The organism is Mucilaginibacter sp. PAMB04168 (genome assembly GCF_039634365.2).
In the GTDB taxonomy this organism is placed as follows: Bacteria; Bacteroidota; Bacteroidia; order Sphingobacteriales; family Sphingobacteriaceae; genus Mucilaginibacter.
In genome coordinates this window covers 170,256-192,873 of sequence record NZ_CP155079.2, presented here as the reverse complement: position 1 = coordinate 192,873, position 22,618 = coordinate 170,256, and the positions used below count along the sequence as shown (strand labels likewise).

Here is a 22,618-nt window from a genome sequence, read left to right as displayed (position 1 = left end):
GTCCTTTAAATGTCTTAGTAGTAAACTCTGTTCAATAGTTAATGTTTTTAAATCGTTGAGTTTACTGGCTTATTGTTAAGTTATTACCCAATCTAGCTCATCGGTATCGCCTTTTTTAGCCACATCAATATGCTGTCCCTTTTTTACCTGGCCTGCAATGATGTATTTAGATATTGGCCGCCGGAGCTGGTTACGTATCACACCCGATAATTGCCTGGCGCCATACTTGGGTGTAAAACCACCCAAAGCCAGCATACTCTTGGCTTCTTCGCTGATTGAAAAGCCAATACCCATTTTATCCAAAGCTTCGATAAGGCCTTTGAGTTGTATGTCAAATATCCTAACCACATTTTGCTCGGAAATGGGTGCAAAAGGCACAATTTCAGACAGGCGAGCTAAAAATTCGGGTCTGAAATGCCGGGCCATAATTTCCATCAATTCGTTGGAGGAAGGCAGGTGACCTTCACTCAATTTTTCTGCAATCCATTCGCTGCCAATGTTTGAGGTGAACAGTATAAGCGCGTTTGAAAAATCGCCTTCCTTGCCCAGCCGGTCGTGCATGTGGCCTTCGTCCAGTATTTGTAAAAAGATGTCGAATACCGATGGGTGAGCTTTTTCAATCTCATCAAACAGCAACACAGTATAAGGTTGCTGCCTTATTTTATTCACCAGCAAGCCCCCTTCTTCATAACCTACGTAGCCCGGCGGCGCACCATATAATAATGCCGCAGAATGCTCTTCTTTAAACTCCGACATATCAAACCGGATCATTGCCTTTTCATCATTAAATAAAAAGTCGGCTATGGATTTGGCTAATTCTGTTTTACCTGTTCCGGTAGGGCCAAGTAAAAAGAAAGAGCCTATAGGCTGTCCTTTTTTGTTCAGCCCACTTCGCGATTCCAAAATAGCGTCAGCTACAGCTTTTAATGCCTGATCCTGTCCTACTACCCTCTTTTTCAAAAAGCTTTCCATGTTCAAAAGCCTTTCCTGCTCTTGCGCCTGGATTTTGCCTAATGGGATGCCGGTTTTATATGATATGATGGCTGCTATATCTTGTTTGTCAACCTCGCTGGTTTTCTCCTGGGCCAGCGCCTGAAGTTTAGGTAAGTTGCGCTCAAAGTACTCTTCAAACTCAGCAGGCGTTTCAAAACTGCTTACCTGGGCATCATCCTCCAACTTGCCTAACAAAACAGCGCTTGTTTTATTTTGAAGAAGTGTGTACAACCATTTATAATCTGATACTTCGGCTTGCCCCGCCTCTTTATTTTTTAACGTGTTGAAATCCTCAGTTAATTCTTTCAATGTACTGTCTGAAGTATCATTCATCAGCCTGATGGCTGCCATCGTCCGGTCCATTAAATCAAAAGCAGCATCGGGCAAACGGCGGTCTTTAAGGTACCGCTTGGCTAGGCGTACGCAATCATGCACGGCTTCAATATTTATTTTGAGCTGATGGTGCTCTTCATAGTGCGGCACCAATCTTTCGAGCATTTTAATGGCCGTATCTATATCAGGCTCATTTACCTGTAATACTTCAAAACGGCGGCTAAAAGCTTGTTCGGGCTCAATTATTTTCCGGTATTCATCAACAGTAGTTGCGCCGATTACGGTTATTTCTCCGCGGGCAAGCTCGGGCTTCAGCAAGTTGCCTACCCCGCCGCCAACCGGGCCTTTGTTGTCAAGCAGCGTATGGATTTCATCAATAAACAATATTGCTTTTTCGTATTGTTTAATTTCTCGCAATATATTTTTAAGGCGGTCTTCAATCTCGCCCTTGTAAGATGCACCAGCAATCAGCGACCCCATGTCCAGCTCAAACAAACTAACATTGAACAATGACTGTGGTACACGATTATGAATAATATCCAACGCCAGGCCGTCAATAAGCGCTGTTTTGCCCACACCTGCATCACCGGTTATAATTACGTTGGGTTTGGTACGCCGGCTTAATATCTCCATAATCATACGGGTTTCACGGTCGCGCCCAATGATAGGATCTGTTTTTCCTTGCCGGGCCAGGTCTGTACGGTCAATACAGTATTTTAAGAGTGCGCCGTTTGATGTACCGCTCCCTGCAGACGCATTTGGATCTCCGTTTGCGTAATTACCTGATGTTACAGCCTGTTTTACCCCATCGTCCTGCAGATACAAATCCAGCAGTTCTTTTTCTTTGATGGGAAGCGATTTAAGCTGACCGGCATCAAAACCTACATTAGGTTTAACCAGTGCGGTTAACACGCATACGGGCGTAATGCTATCTAGCCCCAATTTTAACCGTATGTTGTCAGCCTCGTCAAATACCTGCTTAACAGCATCGTTACCTAACATTTCGTCGGGCACATTAATGGCTGTATTATAATCTTCCATCCGGATGTCGGCCCAATCGCCTACATAAGCCGGGTCTTTGTCAATAGACGTTAAAAAGTTACGCAGCCCTACTTCCTGATGCAATAACCCTTTAAGCAGGTGGGCCGGACCAAACTCTTTATGATGATATTCTTTGGCTAGAGATTGGGCAACGCGAACAGCGGTTTTTACCGATTCACTCAAGTTGATGATGTTCATAATTATAGATTATCGCCAGTTGGCTTGAGTTATGTAGTAATAAGTTTTGCCGTTTGAATCAAAATGTTGTGTTAGCATAGCTTGTTGCTTAACGGCGTTACGGCTTGTAATTAAATAATTAATATAGGCCTCAAATTTTTGTTGCGGCATGCTACCATCACGTTTTAAATCAACCACCTTATACTTGCCGAGGGCCGGGTTTGCTAAAGGCGGTAAGCCAATGGCTTTTTGAATATAATCGGCCAAACTCATGCGTTTAATATCGCCCCGGCTCAGGTCCAGCTTCATGTTTTTACGCAAAATGTTCAGGTAATTTTTAAATAATTTTCTGCGAAAGTTACTGGCGTCTTGCTGCAAGTTTTCTCCAATCATCATGGATAATACATCCTGCATTTGCTTGTACTCGGCATCGTTTAAAATAAGAAGATATTGCAGTTGTTGCGGGTTTTGTGCAACTACATTAGCAGGTACATTGGCGGCAAAATAATATTTAAAACCGTTGTGTGGCATATTGTCGCCCAGGGTTGCCGATACCGGCGGGCTTAATTGCGATAACACCAAAGGCGTTACATAGCGGTGCTCACGACCGGTAAGCCTAAAAGCACTATCCAGCGAGTGCGTTTGCGTCTTAATATCGTATTGAGTTTCGGCCAATAGCTTTTTAAGCGAAGTTTCCATTGCCAGGTTAGATTTAACCACACCTTTAGGTGGGAAAATCACAGCACCCTGCACCAGGCTGTTTCGGGGATAGTCCAGGTAGAAAGATACCGAATCGGATACAGAGGTGTTGAATTGCTGGGTATTACTTAAGCCTTCGCCAACCACCATGCGGCTCTTTTTACGCTCCGCCGCTAAATTAGCCGATTCTGATACCAGTTTACGCGATTGTATAACAAAATCATTGTAAATAGACTTGTAATCACTATAAACTTGTATGGCCAGCAATCTTGCATCCACGTTAGCCATTCGAGCCGCAAGGCTACTTACAGCATCATTACTATAATCCGTATTACCTGTACTGCCGATTAATACAATTAAATTACTTTGATTGGGGCGATTGGCGAACATTTGGAGCGAAGCACTGATGCCATCAAATACCGGCTGGCTGTTGGTGGAGGCATCGCAAGCAGAAGTTATAATGGACTGCTTTTCCATAAAGCGTACCACCTGGCGGTAATCGGTGCTAAAAGGTTGCTGCTCTATACCCCCTGTTGTACAATTGCTTGAGCTACGGTAAACAACAGCGCCATAACTAACAGGATACCCCTGGTTATACGCATTAAAGGTTTTTTCAAAAGATTGAATAGTACTGGTTAAACCGCCAAAATAATTGCGCATGGCGCTTCCGCCGTCCACTACAAACACCACGTTAATCTGACGCATTCCCCGGCGCAAAGCCAGGTAGTTTTTGTACGTAATATGGCCGCCTTTAATATTTAATATGCTGTTATTAGATTTATCATAAACATCAGTAGCTAAACCCACCTGCATTGTACCCGCATTAGTAGCCGAAGGAGGCGTGATTACCGGCAGGCTGCGTAACAAGGGCTGGTCGGCATCAATTAGCGGATCAAATACAAACTGACCACTCAGCGGACTGCCTGATTGTAAAGCCGAATTAATAAGCACTGCTGCTGAGTCATCGGCCTGGTAACCCGGCCTGGTTGTGCCAATGTATAAACGATCGCCCCAGCCATGCACAGCATCAGCAGGTATCCATCCATAAACGCTACGGGCTGCACTATCGGCAATCAATTGGTCGTCTGATCCTACCAATACAGTTCTGCCATCGGGCGATTTTTTATAAATGTAAAGTAGTTGATTAAGCGCAACTTTGTTTTTTTTCTGGGATAAATCGGGAGAGGTGTATACGTAAAGTGAATCGCTTTTATCGTAATATACATCAGGGTTAGCTAATGCACCTTTACCCGACACCAGGGTTAAGGCTTTTTGCACATGCCCGCTTGCTGGATTCACGTAAGCAGACTGCCACAGCAAAACTTTGTTTTTGTTGATCCAACCGTAGCTTTGGGCCGCCTTTTTATTAACCAGTTTACGCCCCTGAACCATACCAGGCTGATATTTAATTACCTTTACATAACCGTTTTTCTCCTGGCTTATGTAGAACGGCTCCATAAACTTCAGCTTTTTCATAACCAGCGAACCGCCGGGCGCTGTATAAGTATAGTTTTCATCGCGGTCTGAAAAAACTATCCAAGGTAACGAAGTGGTTTTACCATCATCGTATACGTTGGTTTTATCATTTGGCTTTTCGAAAGCCGCGGGCATTGTTTTTACTTTTTTGCTGATAGAAACAGGCGATTGCGCCTTGGCCGTTAAAGCCGATAATATAGTGAGTGCAATAATAATTTTTTTCATGGCAGGATAGATTGTAGGAAAGTACTATTTAGTGCGTTTGATACCTTGAGCTGATGTTGCAGAATGCTGTTTTACAGTTAACAGGCTTGAACAGTTAGACTTGGGTTTGGCCGTTACCTGGGCTTCATCAATACTAATGCCGCCTCCAAACGTTAATCGCATGCAATAGGTATACAAATCAGTTTGCTTGCTGTCGCCCCCTGCATCAAGGTTTACGGCAACCCGCTCATCACCACAAAAATATTTATTAACTAGGTAGTAATAATGATGGTTAAAATCGGCACCGTTAGCAATAGCCTGCAGATGTGCCCTGATGTCGTCTATCGCTTTACGCTCGCCTTCGCCAGGTGCTATTATAGCATTAACAATGGCCGAGTCCGGGTTGGTAACGCGTATACGATGATAAACAGGCCTCTTATTTTTATCGGTACTTAGCCTTACCGTATATATGCCCGGGCTGTGGTAGGTATACAGCGCAGTAGGTCCTTTTACATCAATACGGCCGGTTTCACCAAATGACCATTCAAATATCCTGGCGTCTCCCTGGGCCTCCAGCCTAACCTCTTCGTTAACTATACCTTGTGTTGGGCCGTTTATAGTAAGCAAGGTATCTTTAGCCAGCGCAGCCACCGTATCTTTTACATCAAGAGGAAATTGCTGTTGTAATTTACCATCAACGGTTAAGCGGATAATATAAGCGCCCGGCTTTTTAAAGCGGTACGTACCGCTTTGTGTAGTTGCTTTTTCGCCATTGCCAAACTCCCAAAGCCATTTGTTGGCGCCCTGGGTATTGTCCGAATAAACTAGGTCCTCATTCAGATATATCTCGTTCTTCAGGATTTTTGCATTAACCGTCTTATCATCAAACAATGCGTTTTTGAATAAGAAAATAAGACCGGCTAACAAAAGTACAGAAACGATAATGTAGAGGAAAAGATAGTTTTGCCTGTTGGTTTCAACCGAGCGGCCATTGCGGTAATCGTCTTGCATAAGTGAAAAGTATTAAGTTAGGTTAACGCGCGCCCAGGCTTTGTTGTAGCTGCCTGGTCGATAATTTACATTCGTCTAAAAGTTTATTAATATGAGCTATGTCGTTGTAGTTCCCTTTTAGTTCACGCTTGTCATAGAATAAGTTTTCCTGAATTTTTGAAGCGTATATAAAGCATTTGTAACGGTTATCGTAAGGGCGGCTGTTGTAATACGACCTGATAGCAGTAATAGCATTCTTAATGTCGTTTTCTAGAAACACGGCCTGTACATTCGGATTAAACTTTACAATACGCCCATAAGTGGTATCGATAGCTGGTAATGCTTGTGTTACGGCTGCTTCAAAATAGTCCTCTTCCTGTAATCGTTTAGAAAAATCGCTTTTTGAAATATCACTTGCATTGCCACGATTATAGAATAAGGCTGTACATAAAACAGCAGCGGTAAACAGAAAGATCCCTAAAAAAAACAAGAATTTTTCACGGCGTTCTTTAATGCTGAATTTCATAGTTTATCTTCTAAAGTTTTTTAGCTTGTTAACAGCCGAATTGTTGGTTCGGTTACAAGACTGCAGTTGTAAACGGGCACTTTCAATTTGAAAGCGCGTGGTAAACAACGAATCTTTGATGGTAGCAACTGTGCTAATGTTGTCGCTCATTTTTTTATAAAGCTCAAAGCTTTTTAAAGGCAGGCTATTTTGCTGCAACGCTGCTTGTATTTTCAGGTTGCTTTCCTGAATGTCGTTTAACAACAGATTTTCGTTGTTAAGTTCAACAGAATTTACTTTAGTGTACTGAGACAACTGCGCCATCCGCATAATAATAATATCAAAGTTGTTGTTGATATTATTTCGGATTGAGATCAGTTTTTCGGACTGCTTAACGCGTTCATTTAATTGAGCAACCTCACGATCGGAGGTTAAAAAAAACAGATAAACGGATGCAATGCTGAAAAAGAGCAGCAATAAAAAATAAGCTGTAAAGGCAAGATAGGCACGCTTTAAATCACGACTGTTGACCGGCTTCATGTAAATATAAAATCAAAACTGGTAAAAAAAGTTGTTGAAAACACCCCTCGCGTAGGTTATTACCAGTAACAGGCAGTAACCACCTTTACTTGACCTTTATTTGTACAAACAGGTCAACTCCTTCAATCTTCACAACATCCCAACAACCATTTCCGAAAAGTTTTGTTTAAATGTTGCAGCATTTTGCTTAAAACTTAACACAGGGTATATGGCTATCCCACTTTACAAAAAACCATTTCAGCTGGGTAATTTATTTAAAGGGTATGATTTAAATAAGCAAGATATTGGCAGCTCGGTATCACAATACATTGAACTGATCATTTTTACCCGCTATGGTGAGCACCGTTATCAACCAGACTTCGGGTGTGAAATCTGGGATTTGGATTTCGAACTGATTGTTAGTGAAAGTATGTGGGAAGAGAAGCTCAGGAAATCACTTATGCGCTCCATTACCAAATACGAAACGCGCATATACGATGTGCATATTGAGGTACGCATACAAGAAGTAAATAAATTTTACCCTCTACGCAATGTAAGCGAAATAAAAAAACAAGTAGAAATCATCATTAAAGCTAAAATTCAAAAAACCGGAGAAAATTACACGTTTTCAACTGCACTATTTTTAAGTCCCCTTTCAGCCTAAAGCATGAACCAAACGCTATTTTCGTCTAAAGAAGACATACGTGCCCGTATACTACGTAACGCAATGGATTATTGGGGAACCAATAATGTAAACGATATGGATCCGATGGTCAAGCTTTTAATTGAAGCTTTGAGCACAGAACTGTTTAATATATCTAACGACGTAAAGAATTTAGAAGACAGAATACTTCATAAAATTTCCAGGATTTTAGCTTCAGATTATCTAACATCGGCCTTGCCGGCTCATGCTGTATTAAAAGCACAACCCGTTGAACTAAAAGAATCGCTGGCGGTTAACAACCATTTCTTTTACAGGCAACCAGCTGTTAAAGAAAACGGAAAGCCATCGGACGAGCAGGCAGATGCTTTTTTTTCGCCCGTAGGACAGATGGACCTGTACAATGCAACTGTAAAATATGCCTGCAGCGGGCATCATTTATACGAGTATGATGAGCATATGCATAAGAATACGGCGCTGCCACATGTTGGAAGTGGTTTTACCGATAGCCAAAGCCTTTGGATAGGTATTGAATGCGCACCTGGCCTTACCAATATCAATCAACTGGCATTATTTATTGAATGGCCGGACTATGCGGCAAACGAGGATTTTTACAAGCTACTATCAGTTGTGCAATGCTATTTAAATGGCGAAGAACTCAATAGCCAGTCGGGCATAAATTATATAGATGACCAGCTACTGCAAAACAAGCCTATTTTTTACGAGCAGAATACAATTAACCTGATTGTACGTGATATTAAAGAGTTTTATGCCAACAGGTTTATTACCTTAACTGACGATAAATTACAAGACATTACGCCCGTTAGGGAAATTTTACCGAATGAATTGACCGCTTTATTTAACCCTGCTGATATAAACCGCTTAAAGCCATGTGTATGGATAAAACTTAGGTTTCCGGCTGCTATCCGTCCAGATATCATTGATGAATTGCAAGTTTCCATTAACTGTTTTCCTGTAATCAATCGTCGGCTGCACGAAAAAAAATACCGGTTGCGTGAGCTAAATAATGTCATTCCCATTAAACCCGATCACAAAGATTACTTTTTGTCTATCAAAGAAGTTTTTGACGATCGGCAAACGTATTATGCCGAAATACCTTACGCGCAAGCCGGCACAGGCAATGATGGAAGTTATTCGATACGCCATGGTGGGGCAGAGCGGTTTGACTCGCGCAACGCACAACAGCTAATAGAATATCTCTTTGAACTGCTTCGTGATGAAAAGGCTGCTTTTGCCAGTTACGGAACCGACTATATGGCTGGTGTGCTCCGAACCCTTGAGCAAAACTTATCATTGATTGAACGCAAATCGCAAAATTCCGATCACAGTTCAGAACTTTTGAACTATTTGGTTATCAAGCCTGCTAAACAAGCCTCCATGCTTTACCTAAATTATTGGACAACACTGGCAGGGGCAGCTAATCATATACGCCGGGGAGCCAAATTGCAACAGTTTGAGATGTACAAAGTTAAACCCGACTCAGTTAGGCTAATGACAAGCACAGTTGGCGGAAGGGACAGTTTAGGTGCTACCGAACGCATACAAGCTTATAAATATGGCCTTACTACCAAAGACCGAATTGTTACCCAGGCAGACTTAATTAGTTTTTGTTATTACGATTTGGGCAATAAGATTACAGATGTGCAAATAAAGAAAGGACTGGCTGTTTCCAGCAACCCTAAAGAGGGATTTCAAAAAACTATTGATATTTACCTGAAGCCTGAGCCAACCTTACAATTAAGCACACAAGACTGGGATACACTGATTACTTTGCTGGCCTCAAAGCTGGATAGCCGTAGTGTAATGAATTCAACTTACAGGATATTTGTTAATGCTTAGCTGCCAAGGTAAGTTGTAAATCCTAAGCATGCATTTTCAGAAGAGGCGCCCAATACCGCTTTTTGATACTCGGTGCCTATTGTGTAGTGTGTAATCACACTGGTTTGCATAGGGACGAAATAATTAAGTAACACATCTAATGCTTTTGCAGCCTGGGTTCCGGGTAATAAAGCCAGCATTTGTGTTGTGGTTAACGGACCAATTGTTATTTGGAGCTGCTCATCGGGTTCTTTGCTGTTTCCGGCAATTAAGTTAACCCCCAATTGCCCAAAACCCAACTGGTTTCCCAACCCAGCTTCGCCACTGGGCTTTAATACCTCCATTACGGTTTGATAAGTGAGTTCAAACGGAGCATTGAACATAATACTGAGCACATTACGCAAAAACGGCAAATTATTGCGTTGTTCATGAATAACGGGCAGCACATGTATTAACACAATCATCTGCTGATTACTGAAGCATTTAAATTCTTTCCACTCTTTTAAAAATATATCAATCAGCTCATCATACTCGCTTTTTTTATCTAACCGGGTTTCGTATAACTCAATAACCGTGCGCAAGCCGTATAACTCTATTTCAAGCGGGGCAAAAAAATTGCGGGCCAGGCGCTCCTCCTCACGCCGCACTTTTATATCTTTTACCATTTCCTCTTCGGTTATCATGACGCTGGAGGCAGGTGGTTGATGAAACAAACCTTCAGGCAGCATATCGTACAACCCCTCGCGATTGATATATATGGCCTGCATCGTTCGGTTTCGATAAGCTGATTGATAAGTAGTTACGTTAGCCACCTCTTTGGCGTAGGCGCGGTGGTGCGCACCCTGCGGTAAAATTACAACGCGGTCTGCCTCTGTTTGGTCGGCTTCTACCATACCTGCAGCTATAGTTGAGGCTTTAAAATCAGTATCTAATAAGTTCACTTTGTCTGTTAAGGCGGGCATAGCACTTGGTATAATTTTCTAAAAACAATAACCCCAAATTTTGGTAATTGATTAAGCAAAGTTCATTTTTCCATGAACTTAATATTTGCTGAAAGCTTGCAGTCTTTATGGATGTTAAATCTTTTTTTATACGCTATCTTCTGTTCCCGGTAATTTTTGCGGTGAGTACGGCTATTATGACCGTTATCAACAAAAAAAATCAGGTATTTAATAATAAAAGGCTTATCGTAACAATGCTTATTACCTCATTGGTATTAGGCCTCCCTGGTTTATTGGGATTTCTGGACTTACAGTTTATGCCTTGGGGATACATTTGTGCACAACTTTACATGTTAACCGCCGGGATTATATTTGTTTACCTGGCTGTAACTTACTATGATCAGGAACTCAACACCCGAAAAGGCTTTGTTTTTATTTGTAGCTTATTAAGTTGCATGTTAGGCGCATTTTTGTTTAAGCTTGGGTTTGACTGGTTAAACAATTTGAAATATGGTATATGGGCCTCTACTGCTGTGTTTGCCTTTTTACTTCCGTTAGTGTTTTGGTGGGCTTATGTAGCTTATTTAAACATACCGCTCGAAATATACAAGGTATGGCAGTATCCATTATATCCTGTAGATATCAGCATGGAGCATTTAGATTTTAACCGGCTGTTAGTATTGGAGGTGAATCTTTATAAAAGCACAGCCGACAGTGAGCAACTTAAAGTAAAAGCTAAAGCTCCTCGTAATATGAATTTTGGCTTATGGTTTCAGAAATTTATTGAAGATTACAACACAAAGTTCCCGGATTCACAGATAGAATACCAGCAGGCGAAAGGCGAAAGCTATAAATGGATTTTTTACATTAAACCATCATTTTTCAGCCAACGTAATTTCATCGATCCTGAGCTGGACATTGAACAAAATAATATAACAGAAAAATACGCTATCATGGCCAAAAGGGTTTCGGAAGCCGTAAACGAACCGCAACGAACCGGTGATGAGGCGATATATCTATAAATTGCTATTCAGTAATATAATATGATACTACCTGTAAAACATAAAGCTGTAAACTGGGTGGATGGTATGAAAATATCAAGCAGCCACTTTGTGCAAACTGATAATTTTATACATGATTTGGTAAAGGACAGCAATGCCCTGCTACTAAACAATTATAATTTTGGCTTGCTGCCACCATTCGGGGGCACAAGCAATGGCACTTTTGATGTTCAAATCATTGAAAGAGCTTCTAACCACATGCAAGTAAAAATAAAAACGTGCAATGCCGTAACCGCTGAAGGTTACCGGATATCTATTGCCACACAAGGTATAGGTCAGGAAGTAACATTTGATCATTATTTTAATCAAGATGGTTTGGAAGACGGTACAGAAACTTACTTTATCGTCCTCACTGTTAATCCTCATGAGCGCGTGGCAGCAGGGCAGCCAGATGCAGAGGAATTGCCTTTGCGTTATCCCGACGTTGAAAGCAGATATACCGTAACCTTTTTACCAGCATCCCAAATCAATAACCGCACAAATCACTACTTAGAAATTGGTAAATTCACTAAAAACGGATCGGGTATACAAATACATACGAATTATATACCCCCAAGCGCTTGTTTATTGAGCCACCCGGACTTGGTTAGTGCCTTTGAGTTATTTAGCGGACAACTCAATCAAATTCAGCTCCTGTCTTTTAGAATACTAGACAAAATCACCTCCAAAGAATCTATTTCGACAATTGGAAAGAATGTGAAAGCTTTATGCGAAAAGATGCTCGATTACATAGCCCGTATCTATTTTCCTTACCGCAATATAGCTTACAACCAATCGCCTGTAGTATTAGTGGGTTATTTTTCTGAAATGGCACACGTGTTCTTCAGCACCGTAAAAAGCATTGCTGGTGCCGAGCGCGAAGAGCTGCTTAAATATTTTTACGAGTGGAAAGATGTGACCCCGGGCAACTTTGAAGAATTGCTGGCCCGTTTGATTGAGATTGTTTATAACCATCATGATATCCGCTCATCGGTAACAGCCGTAGATGAGTTTTTGAAAGTAATTGTGGCTTTATGGAATAAGTTAAGCACGCTGGAGTACATTGGCCAGCGTAAAGAAAACATTGTAGTTGCCGAACAACAAGTGGTGCAAACCGTACAAGCCAAACGGGCCTGGACGCTATTGGATTAGTGCCCTTTATAGCTCGTTACATATAGGTCTAATAGCCTTTTCTACTGTTTGTTGTTAATCTATGTCACAGAGGTTCCCTAGAATGAACGATGTAAAGAAGGTATCAGGCAGAATTTGAAAGGCTTGGCAGGGAAAGCTATCATGCCATGGTTTTGGCCTGCACCTGTTGCCTCAAAGGGAAACAAGTTCAACCACATTTATGCTTGAATTGATCAAAGGACCAGTCAGCTATTTGCTTTTCTTCTCTACGCATCATTTGACTATACGATGGCGTAAAAGTTTACCGATCTTCCAACCATAACATCTCCTGTGACCACTCGTGTTACCTCCCTGCACAACAGATGGAGCAGCGTTAAGTGGGTATGGTTACACCAAAAAGAGATTGAGAAATGCCTTGAAGATATTTACAGGCTAAGTAAATGTGAGTTAAAATAAAATCAACTGACAACGTTAAACTTTAAGATTGATAAACGTACAGAAAACATCAACGATCATCTTAATTTCACTTACCAATTATCAGCATGTTGACTATAGACAGCCGCATTCAAAAACTCATTACTAAAGAGATTGAATTACCTGCTTACCTTGATGGCTTTAATGCCATTGATGGTCACTGGTACCCACACCCGCCATGTTTGGTCCCGTTATTTTTAGGGCATGGCGCATCGTATAAAGGCATCGTTAAACACTTTTTTTGTGATCGTAAGGAGACGTACGCAGAGTATATTCTCGAGCATGGTCACCTATCTGAAATCGCCCGTGATACCGATCAGTTCATCACATCGATAGTTTTACAGATGATTATGACTAAAGATGGGTTAACCCACGACATTGTTAGATTTTGTGAACAAGTTGATTACAAGTATGCATTAGAAGTTGACGAGTTTACCGTGGAGTATGGCGATGACCCAAAAGAATTCGGGCATTTGCCATATTTTGATCAAAACATGCCATTCAAATATTTGCGCACCTTATCTGAATATAACGGTGATTTTCCTTCATCAATATATACACTGAACTCACCTGATATTATTCAAAACTCATCATTGTATGAAATCGCTGATGCAGGAATGTTAAGCACCATAATGGACCTGCCGACATGGTTACTTAGCACCGGTGACAAAAATACTCAATTTTACGACTATCTGAATAGAGGGCAATTTAAAGAAGCTTGGTTTACCTTGAATAGCAAAGGTTGGGAACTGAAAGATCTGGCCGTTGCTTTGAATGAGTTGAAGAAAAAAAGTGGGAATAGGGAATTGGAGCAGTTAGCGGACGATTGGATATCCAAATGGCAAAATTCATCTTCTTGATCTTAGTTACAAAAAAATTGCCTGTTAGCTTTAGATCACCAATGAGCTGTATCCAATAAATTCGGAAAAGTCCCAAATCTTATCAATTTGAGGCTTTTACTTACTTGGGTAGAAGGAAGCGGACCAAGATCGAACACTTAGCACCTTATTTTTGTCACCTGACAATCAATAAGTTTATTCCTGTTAAAGCGCCTCAGCTTAGCCAGCATAGGCTTTTCTCTACCGTACAGTGAACTGAAAGATGTCTGAATAGGACGTGTTTCCTGAAGCATCATGGCTTACAATCTTCCAGAAGTAACGTTGTCCGGAAACCACATCTATGCTGTTCAATTCACTATCTTTAATATCTTTTACCCATACTGCCGGATCGCTCTTGGTTCCCAGGTATACATCATAATTAACGATATCGCCATCAACGTCATTGCCTGACCAGTCCAGCTTAATCTTGCCATTTGAAGCAACAACCGTTTGCCCCAATGCCGGGATCAACAATTCTGCCGGAAAGGGTGCATAATTTGTCGTACCAGGTCCTGCGTTATAAAACTTCCAGCTATCACTCCTTCTGATACTGTCACTTTGTGAAGACCGGGAGATTACCGTCCACGAGTAGGGCGTATTTCGCTGCAATGTTAAGGCAAGTGAGGTAGCTGTGGTGCTTTGCGAGGTCAGCGTTTGGGTTAGTAAATTTTTAACACTCACCTCATAGCTTGTAGCATGGTCGGCAGCGTTCCATTTAAAGGTAATGGCACTTTGCGTGGGCGACAGCACCGTGCCTTGTGTGCACAATTCATCTTTGGCCGGAAAGAGCAGGGCAGCTTTTCCAGGTGGCAGCACAGCTTCCGGCACATCTTTACCGCCTCCGCAACCCGCAAACAACAAAGCGTACCCTATCAATAAAATCAGTTTTTTCATTTCTTAACAATTTTAAAAGCAGCCATTTCTTTACCCTGCAAAAGCTGCATGGAGTAAATACCTGGGATCACGGCAGAGAGATCAAGTTCGACCACGCCGGATGCATTCACATATCTACTACTCCAAACGAGGCGCCCGTTGGTTGTGGAGTAGATTCGGATTTCTGAAGAGGGGACATTTACCTCCCCCAGGTTCACATACAATGTACGCTCTACTGGATTAGGATAGGGAGTCTGATTGCCAGAGTAATTTAGCATCCTTTCAACCGTGCCCTGGCATGGTTGATTGGTACTCACGAGTAACCGGTTGCTCCCTCTGGACAAAGGCAGGCTGATCCTATTACCGGAAGTATGGTAGACCGCGCCGTTTAACGTTAATGCATACTCAGTGCCGCCTTGCAGATCAATACTCACTGTATTGTTCTCTCTGTTAAATAAAGTATATACCGCTAAATCTTTAGGTTCGGTTACCTTAAGTTCAAAACACTGTTGATAGCCCGCCTCCCCTGCTACCGTGATACATACGTTATAACTTCCGGCACCCAATGCTGGGATGGTCAACTGCTGGCTGAACGGATAGGTCCGGTTCAATCCCTTACCAGTTAACGTGGCGGTGTATCGCAGCGGTTGTTCCGCGGTAACGTCAATGGCACCGTTGGCCTGACCTTTACAACTGGCGCTGGTAGCCGACACCCTGAAGTTACTAGCCGGCAACACATACTGCGCTTCAACTTGAACCGGTTCTGTTTGGGTTGAATAACCGTCAACCGTTAATTTAGCCATGTAGGTACCACTCTCGGTAACTGTATATGCAGTGCTGTTTTGACCAGCAATAGCGATGCCATCCCGGTACCACTGGTATACATAACCCTGACCATCGCTTGCCCGCAGTGTAACCTTCCCTCCTTTGACAAAGGTGGTCGGCCCATCAGGGGTCAGTACCGGTTGCGGAATGTAACGAAATCCATCCGTAACACCCGAGCCGTAAGACGTTGTTACCCTCACTGCTCCGTTGTTGAGCGACGTAGGCGGCACCTGGACCGAGATAGCCGTCGACGAAATAATGCGGAAACTTGCGGCTGGTATACCTCCTAAAGAAACCTCGGTGGCACCGGTGAAGTTTTCGCCGCTGATCAGCACCTGGCTTCCGGGTCCGGCCGTTTTGGGTGAGAAAGAAACGACCCGTGGCGGGGGATTGAAAATAAAGCCGTCTTTAGTTGCGGAGCCGCCCGGCGTACGCAATGAAATAGTTCCCGATCCGCCGTTGGCGACGGTAGCAGTGATCAAAGTTGAAGAAACCACGTTGTAGAAAGCAGCGGGTGTCCCGCCAAAAGCTACTACAGTTGCACCCTCCAGGTTCGTACCGACGATGGATACGGTCTCCCCACTTTTAGCGTTCGATGGTGTGAACGATTGGATGACAGGTTGTGGAATAAACCTGAAACCGCTGAGTACAGCTTCACCGCCCGGTGTAATTACATTTACAGAACCAGTGCCTCCAGAACCGACCGTTGCTGTAATGCTCGTGGATGAATTAACCGTAAAAGAGGCTACCGGCACACCACCAAATTGTATGCCGGTTGTACCCAAGAAGTTGGTACCGGTAAGCGTTACCAGCGCACCGGCTCCTGCACTGGCTGGCGAAAACGAGGTGATACCTGGTGGCTGAATATAGGTGAAGCCCAAAGCGCTGGCTTTACCGGTTGGGCTACTTACCTCGACAGCACCACTTGCACCCTCTCCAACTACAGCGGTCAGGCTGGTTTCGGAAAGAGCCTGGAACGATGCAGCAGTCCGCCCGCCAAATGTTACGGCTGTTGTGCTGCGCAAATTGGTACCGGTTATCGTAACCACTGTCCCTTTTTTAGCATTTGCCGGTGTAAACGAACTGATTACCGGCGCGTCCAGAAATACAAAACCTTTTAATGAGGCCTGGCCTAAAGGCGTGCTAACCGTTACCTCACCTGTCTTGCCGGTACCTATCACTGCTGTAATCTTTTCGGGTGAGACAACCTGGTAAGATGCTGCCGCAATGCCACCAAATTGTACTGTGGTCGCCCCACTGAAGTTAAGACCGTTTATGGTTACCGGCGTGCCGGCAGCAGCAGTAACCGGTGTAAACGATTGAATAACCGGAGCGGCTATAAATGTAAAGCCATCCAAAATTGCGGTGCCTTTAGGGGTAATAACCTTGACTTCCCCGTTTGCCCCGTTGCCCAGCACCGCTGTTATCAGTTCAGGACTAACTACTGTATAGGATTGTACTGCCGTGCCACCAAAACTAACGGTGTTTGTGCCTGTAAAGTTGGCACCTTTAATGCTGATCGTCGTTCCATAGCTGCCCTTACTTTCGCTTAAGGAGGTAATGGTAGGCTTTTCGGAAAGGTAAGTAAAACTCGCCAGCACTGCGATACCACCGGGGCTGGTTACCGAGATCTCCCCTGAAGCTCCTTCCCCGACAACCGCTGTCAGACTGGTTGCCGAAACAATTTTAAAAGATGCAGCTGGTACCCCGCCAAAACTCACAGCAGTTACTGTAGACAAGTTGGTACCAGTAAGCGTGACGGTGGCGCCGGTTTTGGCGCTCATCAAGTTAGCTGCAGTGACAGTAGGCGGATAACTGTAAATAAACAGCCGCTGCGATATAGCTGTACCTCCGGGTGTTGTTACCACAAAGGAACCCGTACCACCTTTGTCGCTTGCAACAGCGGTAATAGACGTTGGAGATTCGACACTGAATGACGCCACTGGATACCCACCCAAGGTTACCTGGCTGGCATTGGTAAAGTTACTGCCTGTAAGCGTTACCTTAGTACCAGACGCACCTGATGTTGGGGAGAAGGACGTGATACCCGGAGCCGGAACAAATTCGAAACCGCTGAATATAGCAGTACCAGCAGGCGATATCACCTGGATATCACCAGAAGCCCCGCTTCCTGTTACTGCAGTGATGGTGGTTGGCGATACAACTTTGAATGAAGCTGCCGGTGTTCCGCCAAACGAAACCGCTGTAGCGCCAGTAAAATTACGACCGGTAAGCGTCACTGTTTTACCAGTACCGGCGCTCAAGGGCTGCGCTGCTGTGATAGCGGCAGACACTTTAAACGATTGTGCGAATGCTCCCCCACTTTCATAGGCCACAATTAGCTCATCACCAATACTTGTCAAGGCTGTATTCAGAATCGCGGTTTCAGAGATGCCCGTAGACGGTCCTACAGTCTCCCAATCGGTGCCAGCCAGGTTGGGCCTGACCACATATTGCTTATCGCCAAGATCATTAATGTAAGAAATATAAGGCGTGGTACCCAAAAATGTTATAGCCTCATCGTCTGCACTGATATAGCCAGTTATTGCATTTTTCCCCACCGGTGTCCAGGTGGTCTTAGCGGCGTTAAACTGGTATAAAGCCAAGTATGACGACCGCCTGCACAGCAGATACATAGCGGACTGATTAAAAACCAGCGCCGAAACGGTCACCACTTCACCTGTATTAAACGGCACCTCCGCTACAGTTTCCCAATCCGTACCAGCGGTATTCAACCGCGTAATGATGGCCTTTGACGTAGATTTATCATAATAAGCGATGTAGGGAGTGCCTTGTTCGATCGCCATCGCCATGTCTTTGGCTTGTACAGTCGTAAAGTTCGGCTTGCCGACAACCTGCCATGTCGTACCAGCGTCGTTAAGGCGCATAACCGTACCTTTACCGGAGTTATTATAATCGGCGTGAGCGATATAAGGAGTTGTCCCGTTGAATGCCAGTGCTATCTTGGCATCTGGAGTAACTGCGCCTGAAAAGCCCGGACTTCCTACCGTCTCCCAATTGTCGCCTGCCGCGTTAAGCTTTTTAACGGTTGCTTTATTTCCCGCTGCACCATTCCCATAAACAACATAGGCTTGCGTGCCGTTCATGGCAATATCCATGTTGCTAACAGCATTGGTGGAAATTACAGCTGGTCCGGCGCTCTCCCAGCTTCCAGAGGTTTTATTATACCGCCTAACGGCCAGACGCTGGTTATTGCTTTGATCAGTGTAGGCCAAATAAGGGCGAGTACCGTCATTGACCAGTTTCATACTGCGGGCACTTCCCGGCGTAAAGCCAGATGTACTTGCCAGTTCCCATTTTGTACCTGAATCATTCAATTGCGCAATTTTAGCGCGGTTCAGAAACCCATAATCCCGGTAGGTTAATACCGGTTTGTTTCCAGCAAATTCCAGTGAAATCTGGTCGGTATTGCCGGCGGTGAAGGCAGCGTTGCCGGCCAGTGTCCAGTTTGTCGCATTTGGGCTCAATTTCATGACCGTTAGCTTGCTGTCCTGGCTCAGATCGGTATACGCAATGTAGACAGTACCGCCATTCTCTTTGAGCACAATTTCGGAAGCGGCACCCTGTGAGAAATTTGACTGACCTAAAGGCTCAAAAGCTTTTGAGGCTACGTTATACTGAATAACCGTTGCCTTGCTCGCTTGGTTTCCATTAGCGTAAGCTACACAAGGTATTGATCCCTTAAAGGCCAGGGAAGTGAAATTAACCGAGCCAACATTTGTCTCAGTAGAAGCCAATGTCTCCCAGTTGGTACCTGTGGCGTTAAGGCGCATCAGCATTACCCTCGTGGATATACCTACATCTTCATAAGCGACATATGGTACATGATTATAAAAGGCCAGAGATGGGTAATACGCTTTACCTTGTGTAAAAGAAGCGTTGCCGACGTTCTCCCAACCGGTTCCGGCAGCATTCAGCCGCATTACAGTCAATTTGGTGCCGGCTAGTGCATTCTGAAATATCACATATGGAACATCATCATTAAATACCATGGACAGGTGTCCAATTTGTCCGCTCGGTAGCGCATCTGCTCCAACCGTTTCCCATACGCTCGCACCTGGCAATAGCTTTTTGATATATACTGTTCCTATATTCACATAAGCCACATAAATAATATCCTTATTAATTTCGATGTTTATTAACGTAGGACTTTCGAATTGCGTATTAACTACATAGTTACCCACCTGTTCCCATTCGCGGCCAGCTGCAATGGGGCGTCTTACCACAACACCTTTGTTTATACTCATAGCCACATACGGGATACCTTCTTTAAGTTTCATATCCATATGACCGGACGCTCCGGGATAAAGCTGCTCTGTCTCGTTAGGGCCAAGAGGCTGCCAGCTTTGTGCGTAGGTCCTGGGTAAAGCAAGGGTAAACAGGCAGATTAACGCTGCAAAGAATACTATTTTCAAGGGAATACAGATATAATACGAGGAAAGGAACTATTAAGCTTATAAAAATAAATGTTTTTTTTGAAAACATGCCCAGTTATAATATATAAGGCTATTATAATACTCTTTTAGCAAGTAATGAGTATGTAAACAAGGCATCAAAAACTTGTTTCCGATTATACTAAGCAGGGAGGCAAGGTTACCGCATGGTTTGAAGAATACCTCTTCGTAGGAAACGCTTTTCTATGACTTAGTCCGGTCGTAAAATGGTAAATTCTGGAAATGAATTTGTGTATCCGCACACTGGCTAAGCATGCTCCGGCAATCGCCTTGCCTTGAATATCGTACCTATACCCATGGTAATGGCTTTCACCGGCACATTCTTCTTTCCGCCAAAATCTTTTGCCGCATCCCGCCTCGTGAGGTCAGCTAAAGTGACGAGCCGGCTGCCGGAATCAGGGCCAGAACCGGGTTCGTTGAACCCAATATGGCCGGTGCGTCCAATATCTGATAACTGTATGTCAATTCCGCCAAAGGCGCTGATTTTATATTCATACTAAAGGCAAAATAATTCTATCAGTTCCTTGGAAAGTGTTCCGTCCGGAATATGAATGTTTTCACGATTGATATCAATGTGGTTAAACAACTGCTCGTTCATAAACTGAACATAACTTTGTTCGGCATCGGGTTGCATAGGGTAATACTCATCCAGGTTAAATGTAACGACATTGCGAAAACTCAAGCCCTCATCCTTGTGTAACCGTATTAACTCGCTGTAAACGCCTACGGGAGTTGCTCCTGTCGCCAGGCCTAAAACAGCAGTTTCATTTTTTGCTGCTTTTCAATAACAATTTCCGTAATTCGCCGGGCAACCACGAAGCAGGCATCGGATGGAGTGGCAAATACTTTAACGGGAAGCTTTTCAAATCGCGTCTCTTCAAGGAGGTTTAGTCGTAACATAAACGTGTATACAAAAGTGTAGATTATTGCTGTGCTCTAGCAGGATCAGTAATTTGTTCAGGTGTAAGCGGTTCTGGCGTCAGTTTAGGGTTCTGCCTTTCATAATAATAGATCCCTGCTTCCCGATACAGCCTACTATGCATGGCTACACGGTTGTAAAAGTTTTGAAGGTCTTTTCGCGCATCCTGCGTCCAGCCTGTTTCGGCCAGGGCGGTGATACGCGGGAAAAGCATATATTGCAGTTTAGCTTTTGATGGAATAAATTCTGTCCAAATGCCGGCTTGCACACCTAGTATATGGGATTGCTGCTTTTCGCTTAGTTGCAGATCATTTAAGTTGAAACCATAAAGTTTATCCAGAGAAACGAAAGCCTTTCCCCATGTTCTTCCATAACGTTGCGTGCTGTCCTGCTTGAAGTCAAAATAAAACGGTAACCGCGGGCAAAGGACAGTCGCAAAACCCTTGTCAAGGGCCTTTTTCAGTTGCTCCGGGTGGTCGTGCCGCCACCAGAAAATTTGGGTTTTATCACGTGGTAAATTAGTATCAGCGGCTTCATCCCACAACAGAACTTTATTATTGAGCTTATACAGGGTATCTGCCATACGAGCACTAAAGTAATGCTCAACGGCAATTAAATCGCGCAAGCGCTGACTGTTCATAAGCTTTTTTACTTCGAGGATGCTATTCCATTTTTCATTTCCAAAGCTTACTTCATCACCGCCTATGTGCACCATGTTAGAAGGAAAAAGAGCATCTGCCTCCCTTAAAATGCTGCTTAAGTACCTGTAAGTTGTATCCAAGCCAGGATTAAAAGTAAATTCTGGATGTTTGGATGAACCACCACCGCTGAAAGCTGGATAGGCTCGGTTAGCGGCCGCTGCGTGACCCGGCATATCAATCTCCGGGATGACGTCAATGAAACGTGCGCCCGCATAAGCTACAATTTCTTTGATCTGTTCTTGGGTATAATAATTAGCTGGAGCCAACGGGTCGTCGAAACTACCTGTGCTGCCTACCTGTGTGAGTTTGGGATAAGATTTAATCTCAATCCGCCAAGCCGGCTCATCCGTTAAGTGCCAGTGAAACTTATTTAATTTATAAAAAGCCATCCAATCCAGCAGCTCTTTAACGGTGCTCATTCCAAAAAAATGCCTGGATTCATCTAAAAGGATGCCCCGCCATTCGAAACGTGGTTCGTCGTTAATTTCCCAACCCGCTATCCGGATAGTCTTTTTTCCCGCATTCTTCTGGCCAAGACGGATTAGTTGCAGGAAGGAGTTTATTCCGTTGAATAAGCCGTGGGAAGATGTAGCTGAAATGGTGGTTCCTTTTCTGCCAACGGTCAAGACATAGGCTTCGCCTGTCTGAGCCCGGAGCTTCTTGACCAATTCAAGGTGAATCCCGCCGCTAACTCTCAATTTCCCTATTATAGCTGTTTGCCCTACAGATTTTAACAAATCCGCCTGTAAGAAATTTGCCAACGGTTGAATTTCAACGCCATTGTAGCTGATGACGGTTCCTTCCGTTAAAGTAAATTCCTCTGTAATTGCTTTAGCCGAATTAGGTTGTGGAATGATAGGGCATGGCTGCGCAAGGGCAGCCATGCCAATCAGCATGTAAATAGAAAAGTAAAGGAACTTCATA

The 22,618-nt window shown here is 43.7% G+C and carries 14 protein-coding genes and 1 pseudogene; 5 read left to right on the top strand and 10 right to left on the bottom strand.

Annotation, left to right across the window (positions count from 1 at the left end; all coding sequences use genetic code 11):
* Window positions 1-75: 75 nt before the first annotated feature.
* From ABDD94_RS00815 to ABDD94_RS00795, 5 genes are read right to left on the bottom strand one after another with little or no spacing between them, the layout of a single operon-like run.
* A complete protein-coding gene (locus ABDD94_RS00815; protein WP_345954274.1) occupies window positions 76-2,565 on the bottom strand; it encodes an ATP-dependent Clp protease ATP-binding subunit in 2,490 nt (829 codons plus the stop codon).
* Window positions 2,566-2,574: 9 nt separating this feature from the next.
* Entirely contained in the window at window positions 2,575-4,944 is a 2,370-nt protein-coding gene (gene tssR, locus ABDD94_RS00810) for a type VI secretion system protein TssR domain-containing protein (RefSeq protein WP_345954273.1), read from the bottom strand.
* Between the two features lie 24 nt (window positions 4,945-4,968).
* Window positions 4,969-5,934 carry a PKD domain-containing protein gene (locus ABDD94_RS00805; RefSeq protein ID WP_345949716.1) on the bottom strand — a complete coding sequence of 322 codons (966 nt, stop codon included), beginning with the start codon at window positions 5,932-5,934 and terminating at the stop codon, window positions 4,969-4,971.
* A gap of 22 nt (window positions 5,935-5,956) precedes the next feature.
* A complete protein-coding gene (tssO, locus tag ABDD94_RS00800; RefSeq protein WP_345954272.1) occupies window positions 5,957-6,439 on the bottom strand; it encodes a type VI secretion system TssO in 483 nt (160 codons plus the stop codon).
* 3 nt (window positions 6,440-6,442) lie between these two features.
* Complete coding sequence (locus ABDD94_RS00795; protein WP_345949718.1) at window positions 6,443-6,958, bottom strand: hypothetical protein; 516 nt, start codon at window positions 6,956-6,958, stop codon at window positions 6,443-6,445.
* A gap of 208 nt (window positions 6,959-7,166) precedes the next feature.
* Here ABDD94_RS00795 and ABDD94_RS00790 point away from each other — a divergent pair, with 208 nt between their 5' ends.
* Complete coding sequence (locus tag ABDD94_RS00790) at window positions 7,167-7,601, top strand: GPW/gp25 family protein (RefSeq protein ID WP_345949719.1); 435 nt, start codon at window positions 7,167-7,169, stop codon at window positions 7,599-7,601.
* A 3-nt stretch (window positions 7,602-7,604) separates the two neighbouring features.
* Window positions 7,605-9,458, top strand: a complete 1,854-nt coding sequence (locus ABDD94_RS00785; protein ID WP_345954271.1) for a hypothetical protein — start codon at window positions 7,605-7,607, stop codon at window positions 9,456-9,458.
* On the opposite strand, the gene ABDD94_RS00780 is transcribed toward ABDD94_RS00785, so the two are convergent.
* Complete coding sequence (locus tag ABDD94_RS00780) at window positions 9,455-10,399, bottom strand: type VI secretion system baseplate subunit TssG (RefSeq protein ID WP_345954270.1); 945 nt, start codon at window positions 10,397-10,399, stop codon at window positions 9,455-9,457. The genes ABDD94_RS00785 and ABDD94_RS00780 overlap by 4 nt on opposite strands.
* A 107-nt stretch (window positions 10,400-10,506) precedes the next feature.
* Between ABDD94_RS00780 and ABDD94_RS00775 the strand changes: the two genes are divergently transcribed.
* From ABDD94_RS00775 to ABDD94_RS00765, 3 genes are all read left to right on the top strand, one after another.
* Window positions 10,507-11,400, top strand: coding sequence for a TssN family type VI secretion system protein (locus ABDD94_RS00775; RefSeq protein ID WP_345949722.1), 894 nt, complete (start codon window positions 10,507-10,509; stop codon window positions 11,398-11,400).
* Window positions 11,401-11,421: 21 nt separating this feature from the next.
* Entirely contained in the window at window positions 11,422-12,570 is a 1,149-nt protein-coding gene (locus ABDD94_RS00770) for a hypothetical protein (RefSeq protein WP_345954269.1), read from the top strand.
* A 521-nt stretch (window positions 12,571-13,091) separates the two neighbouring features.
* A complete protein-coding gene (locus tag ABDD94_RS00765; RefSeq protein WP_345954268.1) occupies window positions 13,092-13,883 on the top strand; it encodes a hypothetical protein in 792 nt (263 codons plus the stop codon).
* Window positions 13,884-14,102: 219 nt separating this feature from the next.
* Here ABDD94_RS00765 and ABDD94_RS00760 read toward each other — a convergent pair whose 3' ends face one another.
* The 4 genes and pseudogenes from ABDD94_RS00760 to ABDD94_RS00745 form a co-directional block, all read right to left on the bottom strand.
* Complete coding sequence (locus ABDD94_RS00760) at window positions 14,103-14,795, bottom strand: hypothetical protein (RefSeq protein WP_345949737.1); 693 nt, start codon at window positions 14,793-14,795, stop codon at window positions 14,103-14,105.
* Entirely contained in the window at window positions 14,792-20,035 is a 5,244-nt protein-coding gene (locus tag ABDD94_RS00755) for an IPT/TIG domain-containing protein (protein WP_345954267.1), read from the bottom strand. The genes ABDD94_RS00760 and ABDD94_RS00755 overlap by 4 nt, the downstream gene beginning before the upstream one ends.
* Window positions 20,036-20,342: 307 nt before the next feature.
* Window positions 20,343-20,974, bottom strand: a pseudogene (locus tag ABDD94_RS00750) (6-phosphogluconolactonase); the annotation flags it as partial.
* A 23-nt stretch (window positions 20,975-20,997) separates the two neighbouring features.
* On the bottom strand, window positions 20,998-22,617 hold the full coding sequence (locus tag ABDD94_RS00745) for a beta-N-acetylhexosaminidase (RefSeq protein WP_345954266.1): 1,620 nt from the start codon (window positions 22,615-22,617) through the stop codon (window positions 20,998-21,000).
* Window position 22,618: the final 1 nt, after the last annotated feature.